The sequence below is a fragment of the Nonomuraea sp. NPDC059194 genome (assembly GCF_042754765.1).
Taxonomy (GTDB): Bacteria; Actinomycetota; Actinomycetes; order Streptosporangiales; family Streptosporangiaceae; genus Nonomuraea.
The window spans coordinates 268,576-280,579 of record NZ_JBHZBH010000006.1 but is presented as its reverse complement, the minus strand read 5'-3'; the positions used below and the strand labels follow the sequence as shown (position 1 = coordinate 280,579).

Genomic DNA, 12,004 nt, shown 5'->3' with positions numbered 1-12,004 from the left:
GTGCGGTTGCGAGGGTGTCCAGTTCGGTCGTCACACACTGAGGATGGGCGCCCTCGCCCTATCTCCGCAGCTATGCCTTGGACTCATTCATCTAGGGGCGAACTGCTTCTCCAAGGCCGTGACCGGGTCCTTGGGCGCGACGGCTTGAGCTTGCTCGCCACCCGCGAAGAACGCGGCGACCATGGCCGCGACGGCGACGACTGCGACACGTTTCATGCGGAAAAACCTTGTCGCTCCGGCGTCACGAAATGATCTCGAGCCGCACGCCGGCGAGCAGGGGCAGCACGCTGGCAGCGTGCGATGCGGTGGCGGTGCCGCAGATCGGCGTCGAGCTCGGCCACACCGGTCCGTGTCACCAGGGGCAAAGTAGCTCTGCGTGACCGCGAACTCGTGTACGGCTTGACATAGAAGTGGATTCAAGCATCACGACCTGCGGAAACGCCGCCACCTCATTATCGCGCCCGACCTATCCCACAGTGTTCGAGCCATAGCCTCGCCGAAAACACACACCTGTTCACCCGCTGCGGCCAGGAGAACTGCCTACGTTGCGGCTGGTGGCGCGGATCCGAGTACCGGGCCACAAAGGGAAGACGGCCTTGGCCCCGTCGGGCTACTTGTTGAGGTCTGGGCACGAGGTGCCATCGCATACGGTGTGACCGCTCTGACCTGCTCGTTTAAGGAGATCGGTGCTCGTGCGACACCACCGGGCCCTCCTGGCCGCGCTGATCCTCGCCCTCGGCCTGCGGGTGACGGCGATGCTCGGCTACCCTCCCGCCCTGCTGTTTTGGGCTGATTCCTTCGCCTACCTCAAGCAGGACCTCGCGCCCGGCACCTATCGTCCCGCCGGCTACTCCCTGTTTCTGGCCGTGCTCCGCCCCGCCCACAGCCTCGCTCTGGTGACCGCGATTCAACATCTGCTCGGCCTGGCTCTCGCTGTTGCCCTCTACGCCTTGCTCAGACGTCGCGGCCTGCCGGGCTGGGGGGCAACACTCGCTGTTCTCCCCCTCCTGTTCGACGAGTTCGTCATCCTTCTCGAACACATGATCATGGCCGATCTGCTGTTCATGGTCTTGATCAGCGCCGGAGTCGCCTTGCTGATCTGGCGAGTCAGCCCTGCAACCGCGGGCGTCGCAGGCTTCCTCGTCGGCCTGGCCGGCATCACCCGCACCATCGGGCTGCCCGTGCTCGTCCTCGCCATCGGATATCTGCTGGTCAAGCGGGCCAATTGGCGAAACGTGGCAGCGCTGGCCCTGGCTGGAGCGATCCCCTTGGCCTCCTATGCCACCTGGTCCTCCGACCAGAACGGAAAATTCGCCCTCACCGGAGCCGATGGCGCCTTCCTCTGGTCACGGACGATGACCTTCGCGGACTGCTCGGTGATCAAACCCGGCACCGACATCGCCGCCCTCTGCCCCACCATGCCCACCGATCAGCGCCCCTTGCCGCCGCACTGGCTCTGGGACTCCTTCTCCCCACTCCAGCGCGTCGACCGACAGCAGCGAAACGAGCTGGCCCAGCGTTTCGCGCAGGCCGCGATCCTCGCCCAACCCGGGGACTACCTGCGCGCCGTGGGTACCGATCTCCACCAGCTGCTGCGATGGGAACGCACCGCCTCACGCGAGGAGACCTCTCGACGGCGCAACCCCTACTGGTTCCCCTTCGAGGAACGACCGCTCAAGAACTCCGTCAAGCCGATCGCCGAATCATACGAGGGGGGACCAGCGGCAACCCGCATCGTCGAACCCTACGCAGGCTGGCTCCGCCACTACCAGCGATTCGGCTATCTTCCCTTCCCCGTCCTGGTCCTGATCCTCGCAGGCACCCTGATCGCAGGGCTGAGACAACGCCGCCCAGAAGTCCTGCTGCCCGCTCTGACCGCAGCCCTGCTGCTCGTGGCTCCCTCTTTCGTGGCCGCATTCGACGTCCGCTACGTCATACCAGCCATTCCACTGATCTGTTTGTCGACCGCCCTCGTCATGGCAAGGAGCCGAGCGTCGGCCTTGACGGCACCGATGGCGGTGGCGTCCCCAAACGCGGCCATTGCACAGTCGCCGACGGAGCGGGGAGAAGCCCCGCAAAAACGCTCGCGCAGACGGACGAGCGGAGCCCTGGGTCGGATAGTGGGCGCCCGGACCAGACGCCTTCAGCATCGTCTTCGACGACCTGCCAGACGTCGCCACCATCGCGCCCCCTCCTCGCGTACGTGACGAAAGTTCCAGATCGTCTGGGTCGGCTACCCCACCCCGGCAGCGCATGCCGTCACCATCGTCACGCAGAGCTACTTTGCCCCTGGTGACGGCAACCCGAGCGCCGGGCCGCGATGGGCGGGTCGGGCAGATGCGCCATGCGGGAGTTGACGATCTCGATCGAAGCCGCGCCCGCGCCGCGCGTAGGTCCCGGAGCTGGTTGGCCTGACCGACGGTGGCCTTCTCGGTGGCCAGCTCAGCCCGGGCCCGACCCAGTTCTTCCCCGCGTTTCCTCAGGTCGTCCCGCCACTGCCGTTCAATCCGGTCCTTCTCGGCCTCGGCTTCGCGCTGCGCGGTCGTTTCGCCTTGCTCAGGTTGTCGCACGCCAGAGCGGGGCTGCGGCGTCTCAGGCAGAGATCACCTCGTACAGACGCCGCGCCTCGTGGATCAGCAGGCTCGAGCCCTTGCGTGCGGCCAGCTCCGCCAGCCCCGGTATGTCGCCCCGCGCACCAGCGCGCACCGCCGCCCGCGCGGCGACCTTGAGCAGCTCGCCCAGCCCCGCCCTGGCCTTCTCACCGGGCCCGGGCAGCAGCAGCGGCACCGCCTGCGCCAGGGCCGTCCACACCTCGGAGTGCGCCCCGGCCTCCATAACCTCGTCGAGGATGCCGGTGATCCGGTTGAGCTTGACCTGCTCGCCGCGGACCATGTGGCCCACGGCCCGGCCCAGGTCGGTCGCAGGCAGCTCCCCGTACGCGGCCAGCGTGATGATCGCATCGGCGGCCAAGGCCCGCTGGGCAGGGAGCTGATGCCCCATGCCGATGACGATCGTGCTCGCGGTCGCGATGCCCACCGGGCCGTCGTTGTGCGCCAGGGCGGCCACGACCTCCACCTGGCCATCAGTGCTGTCCATGACCCATGGCAGGCACTCGAGTACGTGCGCGGCCACGGCCTCCCGATGGGACGGCATGATAGGCGGCCACCACACCATGTTCCGGGAGAAGGCGGGATAGCCGGTCTTGGGGGCCAGCGTCCAGAGCTCGGCGAGCCGCCCGGAAACGCCCTCAGGCGGTGCGAGCCGGGCATGCGCCTCCTGCAGCGACTCGTGGTAGGTCGCCGGGCGGTTGAACGCATCGAGCTCCCAGGCCACGACGGGGTGGGGCAGCCCGCCGTCGCGCAGGCAGGCCGCCAGCCGCCGGCCCGCCTTCGACGGCAGTTTCTCCGCCCGCACGACCAGCTCCGGATCGATCTGGCGCGGCAACCGCAGCAACGCCTGTAGGAAGTCGAACTCGAGCGGCTCGGTGTCATCCAGCCGCTCCATGCGCGCGAGGAGGGTGGCTGCGTCGACGTGCCCGGTGGGCGAGGTCGGCGTGGCCAGCAGAACGGGGATCGTCTCACCCCGCTCGAACAGGGACATGACCTCACGGAAACGCCGCTGGACGAATCGCTGCGGGGCGGGCTCGGAGCTCGGCCAGCGGCTGCTGTCGTTTTTGAGCATTGCGGTCAGCTCGCGGCCGTTCGCGGGCGACACGATGGCCAGCGCGCAGCGAGACAGCAGGAAGCCGATGTCCTCGTCGAAGCCGGCGACGCCGTACACGTAGGTTCTCGCCTCGAACGGGTGCCGCCAGTTCGTCCGCCACCAGGACTGCAACCCCGCCGCGACGGCGTCGCGGTCCTGGTGGGTCAGCCTGACCAGGGCGGCGAGGATGCGCTCGAACCGCGCGGGATCCGCCGGCCAGAGCGGCATGTCCAGCTCGGCGGCCAGTTCCGTCACCGAGGCGATGGGCGGGGCCAGGGTGGGAAGCGGCGTCGCGGTCAACTTGGGAGCGGCCACGGGCTCCGGCTGGAATTCGTCCACCGGGCCGAAGGCGGCGGCCACCCGCTCGCGCAGGTCGGCGGGCAGCCGGGTGGCCGCCTCGCGGATCGCCTCCCTGGCGGGTTCGGCGGTGTGCGGGGCGAGCTTGACCGCGACCCGTACCGCACGTTCGCGCTGGCTGGGCGTGTCCACGTCGAACACGGCCGCCAGGGCGGCCACCGCGACGCCGCCCTTGGACGGGGGCGCGTCGGCGATCCATTTCACTGCGGCAGCCATGTTCTTCTTCTCCGGCCGGTACGCCAACGCCTGGACCGCCTCGGCGAACAGCTCATCGTCGAGCGCTCCCGCGGACTCCGCCCGATGCAGCTCCTCCAGCGCGAGCTGCACGACGGGCGAGGACGCTGACGGCAGCAGCCGCACGAAGTCGACCACCGGGATCTCGGCCACCTCCGGCCTCAGCTCCCGCCACAGCGCGACGAAGGGGTCGGCCTCAGCCGCATCGCCTCCGGCCAGGAACCGGCTTGCGCAGCCGTCGAGCAGCGCCTGGCGCGGCACGCGGCCCGTCCCGGCCAGCGCGACCAGCTCGCCGATGATGGTGTGGCTGTCCGCCCAACGGTTCCAGTCCAGCCCGTCCGCCACGCCCTGCGCCTGGAACAGGCGCGGCAGCATGTGATCGAGCAGCCGATCGTCGGCGAGCACCGGGGCTCCTCCGTTCGTCCGCTGCCGCTCGGCCGTCCGCAACACCCACCCGGACACGAACGCGTCGTTCTCCGGCGGCTCGGCGTCCGTCTCGATCACCAGTGCGGCGGCCAGGTCCCAGTTTCCCAGCGCCTGCACGCGCCGCCACGTCGAACCGGTGGTCGGCCGCAGCCGCCGCACCAGGCGGACGGCCAGGTCGCGGCGCCACTCCGCCGGCCGGTTCCCGAGCACGGACATGACGCGTATGGCGTCGGCCTCCGGCTCCACCCAGCGCAGTTCCCGCCGGTTGAGCCAGGACGCCACCTGTTCCGCCCCGCTCAGGCAGACGGCCCCGGCCAGGCGGTAGAGGGGCGCCAGTTCCCCGACCCGCCGTTCGGCCTCGAACCCGGCGCGCCCGCGTTCGCTTAGATGAGCGGGCAACTGCCGAGCCACCGCACGCTTGTCATCGTCGCCGAGGCCGTCCAGCAGCGCTACGAGGCTCGCGACGGAGCCGGTCTCGATGCGGTCGAGCACCTCCTGCACGGGGTTCATGCGGGTGCCTCGACACGGGCCGGACCTAACCTATTCTCGATCATAGGCCCGCAGCCTATTGATCCTCACCGACAATCGGCGTGGCTCGCCTCTGCACCTGATCCGAAGAAGATGGCATCGGATCGCTACACTCCAGGCAGGAAGCTGGCCGTCGCCCTGGTCCTCCGCGACCGCGCTGCATGCCGTTCGCACCGGGCTGGACGTCCCCTCGTGCAAGGACACGCGCCGTGCCGTTCCCTCACCGAAGGAGCCGCATCTGCCCCCGTGGGCCTTAGCGGCAGTCGCGACGCACGGACCCCGTCAACGGTTATGCCGCGCCTGTCGCCCGCCGCTGCGGCAACCCCACATCTGCCGTTCAACGGCACGGCATCGGGGCTAGGCGCCGCCGTAGAACGGGCCGTAGTAGCCGCCGATCCGCTCGCGGTAGTCCACGTCGTCGTGGCCTTTGTCGGGGTCGTACTCGGGAGCGTTCTTGATCTCTTCCTTGGTACGGTCGACGTAGATCTTCTCCTGTTCGGTGTCGATCCGGTCGATGGTGCCACCGGGCAGCATGACCTTCTTGCCGAAGATCCACAGCCCGGTGTCGACGATGAGGTAGGCCGAGCCGACCTGCTCGCTGGCCTCGTCGACCTTGCCGATCGAACCGTCGGTCGCCTCGACCTTGTAGCCGACCAGGCTGGCGCCCGCGCTGTAGTTGGACGAGGGCCGATACTCCCAAATTTCGTACGTCATATGCGTCTCCATGCATTTCAGTGGCAGATTGCGCCGCCCGGACCGGCGCCACGGTGGGCCGGTCGCGGCACCTCTACCCGCACGGGATTGAGCAAATCTGCCGGTCACGGTGCTGGGATGACCCGCATTCGGCCATGAGGAAGTGGGTCGGGACGCCTTGTTCGAGGCGCCGAAAGTGCTGTGGGGACTGGGCTGTGGAGGGCCAGCTCGTGGGCGATCTGGGTCCACAGGAGACCAGGTGGTCGGTCTGCTCGGCCCGGTCGGTCATATGGCGACTGTCGGCGTGCGCGCGGGCCAGGTCGGCTTCCCAGGCGGCGAAGTCGGCAGCGCACTGCCCGGCCAGAGCGGTGGGCCCGGGCGAGCTCGGCGTGCAGCTGGCGCAGGTCGTGCACACGCAGGGCGGCTGACCGGTCACCGTCACGCTCAACGGAGTCAGTATCGGGCTTCAGCAGCGGGATGGTGCTCAGCGCCTCGCACACCTCGTCCAGCGCATCGGAGGACTCGCTGAACCATCGGGGTCGCGTGACCGCCGCCTCCCTGCGGTCCTCGGCACCGGTCACCGCTCCGCCATCCTGGATCTCGAAGGCGAGATCCACGTAGACCATGACGTCGTCTTCCTGCCAGGTGCGGGTGCGCGCGCGCTCGCGAAAGAGAAACTCAACGGTTCCAAGAAGGAACACCCGCGCCAGCGCGGTGTGGGTGACGGGTTGGCTGGGGGGTATCGTGCGGCCTGAGGTAGCGGAGCCTACACCGCGACATCGATGAGGCCGATCAGCTGGTTCAGATGAGTCAGCTCCGCAGACATCAGCTACCGGTTCCGCGCACACCCCAGCCATCTGGGGTCAGACGGTGGCGCGGTTGGCGAGGAGGGCGGCGCCGAGGAGGCCGGCCTGGGTGCCGAGCGCCGACACCTCCACCCTGGGCGCGTGCCTGAACGCCAGGCGGGCGGCCAGGCGCGTCCGCAGCGGGCCGACCAGTGCCTCCCCCGCCTGGGCGAGCCCGCCGCCGATGACGACCATCGCGGGATCCAGCAGCAGCGTGTAGGTGGCCAGGGCGAGGGCGAGCGCGTCCACCGCCTCGTCCCACACCTGGCGGGCCGCGTGGTCGGTGCGCGCGAGCACCGCCGCGGCCGAGCTCTCCCCGCAGCGGGCCGCGATGGACGACGCCGACGCGTAGGCGGCCAGGCACCCGCGCTGGCCGCAGCCGCAGGCCAGCCCGTCCGGGTGCACGGGGATGTGGCCGATCTGGCCAGCCCAGCCCGCGGCTCCGCCGTACAGGGAGCCGTTGATTGCCAGCGCGCCCGCGATGCCGGTCCCGATGGGCAGAAACAGCACGTTCGGTACGGCGCGGGCGGCGCCGTACCGCAGCTCGGCCTCGCCCGCCGCGCGCACGTCATGGCCGAGCACGACAGGCAGCGGCACGTCGGCGAAGGCGGCGGCGGGCACGTCACGCCAGCCGAACGCGGCGGAGAAGACCGCGTGCGTGGGCGTGACCAGGCCGGGGACGGCCAGGCCCACCGCCGTGGGCCGCAGTTCTCCGCGCGGTGCCGCGAGGTCGGCGACGAAGGCGGAGATCGCGGCGATCACCGCGGCGGCGCCCTCGGCGCGGGGGGTGGGGCGGTGTTCGGCGTGGAGGACGGTCCCGTCGCTGACGAGCCCGCCCTTCATCGTCGTCCCGCCGACATCGATCGCGACTACACACTCCATCCGCCTATCGTCTCGTCTGTAACGCGCTCCCGGGCTGGAAGCCGGGAGGTTCGTTTCGCGCGAGGCCACGCGGGCGCACCCGCATGCCCGCGAAGGTCGGCAAACGTGCCGTGGATAACTGGTTTGTCGTGGTTCATCGGATTGCGCCAGGATGAGGCGCATGCAGATCCGCCGCCTGGACGAAGCCGACCTCGACGCCTGCACCGCGCTGGCGGTCAGCCGCGACTGGCGTCCCGAGACACACAAGTGGCGTTTCCTGCTGGAGGTCGGGGAGGCCTACGGCATCGACGCCCCCGACGGCGACGGGCTCGCCTCGACCAACATCATCACCCTGTACGGCGACGACCACGCCGTGATCAGCATGGTGCTCACCGCCACCAGGTACGCCCGGCAGGGCATGGCCCGCAGGCTCATGGACCACGTGATGGCGCGGGCGGCGGGCAGGACGGTGTCGTTGCACGCGACCGAGAACGGCCGCCCCCTCTACGAGCAGTCCGGCTTCCGTACGGTCACCCCCGTCGCCACCCACAAGGGCCACTTCACGGGGCGGGCCCCCGGCGTCACCCGCGAGGTCAAGGATCCGGCCGACATCGAGGCGATCGTGGCCTTCGACGCGGGCCGTTTCGGCGCCGACCGTTCGGCGGTGCTGCGCAGGATGTCCGCCTTCCACGAGCGCGTCAGGGTCGCCGAACGCGGCGGGCGGGTGACCGGGTTCGGGGCCGTGTGGCGCAACGACGACACGCTCGTCGTCGGCCCCGTCGTCGCCGACGACCTGACCACCGCATGCGACCTCATCGCCGACCTCGTCGCGGGCTGCGACCTGCCGGTCCGGCTCGACCTCGACGAACGCCACCCCGAGTTGGTGGCGTGGGCGGCCACGAACGGCGTGGCGCACTTCTTCAGCACCAGCGCGATGGTCCACGGCGGCGATCTGCCGGGCGACCACACCCGGCTCTTCACACCGACGATGCAGGCGCTGGGCTGACACGCCCCGGGCGACCCGCCACTAAGACCAAATACGGCGATTTTTCGGCATAAACAGACATCCGACCCCTACAATTGCGCGCAATTGTCATGCAGTTCGGGGAAGGATCACCATGCGCATGCGGTTCCTCGGTTCCACGTCAGAGGGGGGCGCGTGCCCCACCCTCTACGAGACCGACCGCGGCACCATCGTCGTCCAGGGCCTTCAGGTCACCGATCCGGAGGCACTCGCCGACCTCAGGGACGTCCTCGCGGGAGAGGGGGCGGTGGAAGTGCCACGCGAACTGCTGGTCGACATCGCCCGGCGAGTGCTGTGACTGCTTGATCACGATTGCGACACTGCCCCTGGTTCGACAGCCGGACCCGGGGCTACTCTCTGTCGGCGTGACGACGTTCCAGCAGGCGCGCATCGACCTCGGGCTCCGATTGCGGCACCTTCGTGAGGCGGCCAAGCTGTCGGGCAAGGACCTGGCCGCCCGCCTGCAGTGGCAGGCCTCCAAGGTCTCGCGCCTGGAGAACGCCCGCCAGACCGCAACCGAGGACGACGTTCTGGCCTGGTCGGAGGCCGTCGGCGCCGCCGCCGAGGCCGTCGACGAGGTGCTCGCGCTGGCCGTCTCCCTCGGCGTACGCCAGGCAGACTGGGGGCAGCAGGACCGCGGCGGCATGGCCTCCATCCAGGAGGACATCCGCGAGCTGGAGTCGAAGGCCAAGACCATGCGGGTCTTCGAGGGCGGCATCGTCCTCGGATTGCTGCAGACCGCCGAGTACGCGCGCAACGTCTTGCTCCGCCTCAAGCACGCCTTCCAGAGCAGCGAGGCGGTCGACTCCTCCGTCCGCGTGCGCATGCAGCGGCAGGAGATCCTCTACGACCCTTCGCGCACCTTCCGCTTCGTCATGACGGAGGGGGCGTTGCGCACAAAGATGGGCCCTGACCACGTCATGCGCGGCCAGTACGACCGGCTGCTCGCGGTCAGCACGCTGCCCAACGTCCGGCTCGGCATCATCCCCTTCGAGCACGACATGCCCTCGGCGCCGATCACCGGCTTCTGGATGTTCGACGAGGAGATCGTCCTGGTGCCGACGCGCACCAAGGAGGTGCGGCTGACCGAGCTGCACGAAATCGGCTTCTACAGCCGCCTGTTCGAGGACTATTGCAAGGTGGCGGAGTTCGACGAGGCGGGCAGGGCCGTCATCATGCGCGTCCTGAACGGATACGGGCAACAATAGTCAGATTTATCGCCACAATTGCTTGCATTCCCCAGCAAGATCGTGCAACTCTAGCGCACAGTTGATGCGGAGGTGATGCACGATGCTGGACACCATGCTGTGCCTCGAGGCATTCGCCAGGGCGGCGGGCACCCATGCCGACCTGCGCGTCCAGAACCTCGCACTGGCCAGCGAGCCGGCGTTCGTGTCCGTCGTCAACCGTTTCTCGCTCACTCTGGCCGAGACCGTGACCTGCTCGCCCGAGGGCGCTTACGTCACCTCGTGGGGCTACCGGCTCGGCACCATCGACGACGTCGACAGCGCCGCCGCCCGCCTGGCCTACCTGCTGGCCGCCCTTCCCGCCTGACGCCCTTCCGGGCGCACACCGCCGTTGACAACGGTTTTCCTTCGCCACCCGGTTGTCAGCCGGTCAGTGCCAGCGGGTGGCGACCGTCCGCGCGACGATGGCAGAGCCCGCGCTCGTCGTCGCCGACGAGCCCACCTCGGGCTTGGACACGGTCGCCGCCGCGGGGATCGCCCGGCTGCTCGGCCAGGCCGTGGACCGTGGGACGACCGTGGTGGTCGTCAGCCACGACCCCGTCCTGCTGTCGTCGCTGTGCGACCGCGTGCTGCGGATGCACGACGGTGTCCTGGCTCACCCGCGGTGAGAGGCAGGGTCCTTCACTCGTCGGACCAGCTCACCCAAGGTGACGGGCGCGGTCCTCCAGGCGTCGCGAGGTAAGGTGCGCGGTCCTTTACGCGTCGGACCGGTTCACCCAAGGTGACGGGCGCGGTCCTTCACGCGGCGCTGACCCGAGGAGAGGGGCGCGGTCCCTCACGCGGTCCTTCAGGGCGCTGACCCGAGTTGAGGGGCGCGGTCCTTCACGCGGTCCTTCACGCGTGGGACGCGCTCACGGGCTGCGGGTGAAGGCGTCGGGGGAGATGCCGACCTCGCGGGCGGCGGCCATGTGCGCGTGTTCGAGCAGCCGGGGCCGAGACAGCACGTTCGGGTGCAGGGTGTAGCGGATGATGAGGCCGTCGAGCATCGCGTCGATGCGCTCGGCCGCCCCCGCGGGATCCTCGCAGGTGAACTCGCCCGTGTCGGCGCCCTCGGAGATCACCTGCTCCAGGGCGCGCATCCACGTCGCCTCCAGCTCCAGCACGATCGAGCGGACGGCGGGCTCCCTGAGCGCGGCGTTCCACGCGTCGATCCACAGCAGCCAGCTCTGGTCGGAGCGGGACTGCGGGATGTAGAAGCGCAGCACCCTGTCGAGGCGTTCGACGGCGTCGCCCTCACCGGTGACGAGCTGGTCGAGCCGGGCGCTCTCGATGTCGAGCGTGGCCCGCAGCATGGCGGTGATCAGCTCGTCCTTCGTGGCGAAGTGGTAGTGGATGAGCCCGCCGCTGACGTTGACCGCCTTGGCGATGTCGGCGACCCTCGTGTTGGCCAGGCCGCGTTCGAGCACGACCTTGCGCGTGGCCTCCAGCAGCTCGGCCCTGCGCTGGTCAGCCTGGTCCGCCCTGCTGCCTCGGGCACCGTCCGCACGTCGCACCGGCCAAGAGTAGCCGATGGCGAGGCACGTCCGGCCCCGAGGTCGCCCCCGTCTCAGTCGTCAGGGGGCGCAGCGGTACAGACCCTCGTGACCGTCCACCGGCGCGCAGTTCTCCTGCACCCAGGCGGTGACCTCGGCGCCGCCTCGGTCCCTTCCGCCGCCGGTCAGCACGTGTCTCAGCTGTCCCGAGGCGACGAGCTCCCGCAGCCGGTCGACGGTCATCGCGGGGTCGGCGCCCGTGAAGCCGCCCATCGCGATCACGGGCTTGCCGGTCTGAAGGATGAGCGAGGCGGCCTGTCCCGCGCTGCCGACCGCGACGAGCCAGGTGGCCCCCTCCTGGTGCTCCTCCAGGTAGGTGGTCAGCTCTGCACCGACCTCCGACCCGGGCCCCCCGCCATCCCGCATCTGGCCACCGTCGGCCAGCCCCTCCTGTTCCGCAGGCGGTTGCCCCTCCTGCCCTTCTCGCGCCGCGGGCGGCTGATCGTCCTCGCCCTCCTGGTCCGCAGGCGGTTGCCCCTCCTGCCCTTCTCGCGCCGCGGGCGGCTGATCGTCCTCGCCCTCCTGGTCCGCAGGCGGTTGCCCCTCCTGCCCTTC

The 12,004-nt window shown here is 69.7% G+C and carries 12 protein-coding genes and 1 pseudogene; 7 read left to right on the top strand and 6 right to left on the bottom strand.

Going from position 1 to position 12,004, the window contains the following annotated elements; translation table 11 throughout:
• Positions 1-87: 87 nt before the first annotated feature.
• Complete coding sequence (locus ACFXJ8_RS11700) at positions 88-216, bottom strand: hypothetical protein (RefSeq protein ID WP_379643803.1); 129 nt, start codon at positions 214-216, stop codon at positions 88-90.
• 470 nt (positions 217-686) lie between these two features.
• Between ACFXJ8_RS11700 and ACFXJ8_RS11695 the strand changes: the two genes are divergently transcribed.
• A complete protein-coding gene (locus tag ACFXJ8_RS11695) occupies positions 687-2,207 on the top strand; it encodes a hypothetical protein (protein ID WP_379643802.1) in 1,521 nt (506 codons plus the stop codon).
• 385 nt (positions 2,208-2,592) lie between these two features.
• Here the strand turns inward: ACFXJ8_RS11695 and ACFXJ8_RS11690 are convergent, their stop codons facing one another.
• The gene (locus ACFXJ8_RS11690) at positions 2,593-5,229 is read right to left on the bottom strand and encodes a DUF6493 family protein (RefSeq protein ID WP_379643801.1); all 2,637 of its coding nucleotides are present in this window, start codon (positions 5,227-5,229) and stop codon (positions 2,593-2,595) included.
• Between the two features lie 375 nt (positions 5,230-5,604).
• Entirely contained in the window at positions 5,605-5,961 is a 357-nt protein-coding gene (locus tag ACFXJ8_RS11685) for a PRC-barrel domain-containing protein (RefSeq protein WP_379643800.1), read from the bottom strand.
• 194 nt (positions 5,962-6,155) lie between these two features.
• On the opposite strand from ACFXJ8_RS11685, the gene ACFXJ8_RS11680 reads away from it, so the two are divergent.
• Positions 6,156-6,368, top strand: coding sequence for a hypothetical protein (locus tag ACFXJ8_RS11680; RefSeq protein ID WP_379643799.1), 213 nt, complete (start codon positions 6,156-6,158; stop codon positions 6,366-6,368).
• Positions 6,369-6,803: 435 nt separating this feature from the next.
• On the opposite strand, the gene ACFXJ8_RS11675 is transcribed toward ACFXJ8_RS11680, so the two are convergent.
• Positions 6,804-7,667, bottom strand: coding sequence for an ROK family protein (locus ACFXJ8_RS11675; RefSeq protein ID WP_379643798.1), 864 nt, complete (start codon positions 7,665-7,667; stop codon positions 6,804-6,806).
• Between the two features lie 160 nt (positions 7,668-7,827).
• On the opposite strand from ACFXJ8_RS11675, the gene ACFXJ8_RS11670 reads away from it, so the two are divergent.
• The 5 genes from ACFXJ8_RS11670 (at position 7,828) to ACFXJ8_RS11650 (ending at position 10,525) form a co-directional block, all read left to right on the top strand.
• Positions 7,828-8,652: a GNAT family N-acetyltransferase gene (locus tag ACFXJ8_RS11670; protein WP_379643797.1), complete on the top strand. Its 825-nt coding sequence runs from the start codon at positions 7,828-7,830 to the stop codon at positions 8,650-8,652.
• 112 nt (positions 8,653-8,764) lie between these two features.
• Positions 8,765-8,968: a hypothetical protein gene (locus ACFXJ8_RS11665; protein ID WP_379643796.1), complete on the top strand. Its 204-nt coding sequence runs from the start codon at positions 8,765-8,767 to the stop codon at positions 8,966-8,968.
• A 67-nt stretch (positions 8,969-9,035) separates the two neighbouring features.
• Positions 9,036-9,878 (top strand): helix-turn-helix domain-containing protein, encoded by an 843-nt coding sequence (locus ACFXJ8_RS11660; RefSeq protein WP_379643795.1) that lies wholly within the window; start codon positions 9,036-9,038, stop codon positions 9,876-9,878.
• Positions 9,879-9,960: 82 nt separating this feature from the next.
• On the top strand, positions 9,961-10,224 hold the full coding sequence (locus ACFXJ8_RS11655) for a hypothetical protein (RefSeq protein WP_379643794.1): 264 nt from the start codon (positions 9,961-9,963) through the stop codon (positions 10,222-10,224).
• Positions 10,225-10,276: 52 nt separating this feature from the next.
• Positions 10,277-10,525, top strand: a complete 249-nt coding sequence (locus ACFXJ8_RS11650; RefSeq protein ID WP_379643793.1) for a hypothetical protein — start codon at positions 10,277-10,279, stop codon at positions 10,523-10,525.
• Positions 10,526-10,768: 243 nt separating this feature from the next.
• Here ACFXJ8_RS11650 and ACFXJ8_RS11645 read toward each other — a convergent pair whose 3' ends face one another.
• Both ACFXJ8_RS11645 and ACFXJ8_RS11640 read right to left on the bottom strand, forming a co-directional pair.
• On the bottom strand, positions 10,769-11,410 hold the full coding sequence (locus ACFXJ8_RS11645; protein ID WP_379643792.1) for a TetR/AcrR family transcriptional regulator: 642 nt from the start codon (positions 11,408-11,410) through the stop codon (positions 10,769-10,771).
• A 60-nt stretch (positions 11,411-11,470) separates the two neighbouring features.
• A pseudogene (locus tag ACFXJ8_RS11640) lies at positions 11,471-12,004 on the bottom strand (hypothetical protein); the annotation flags it as partial.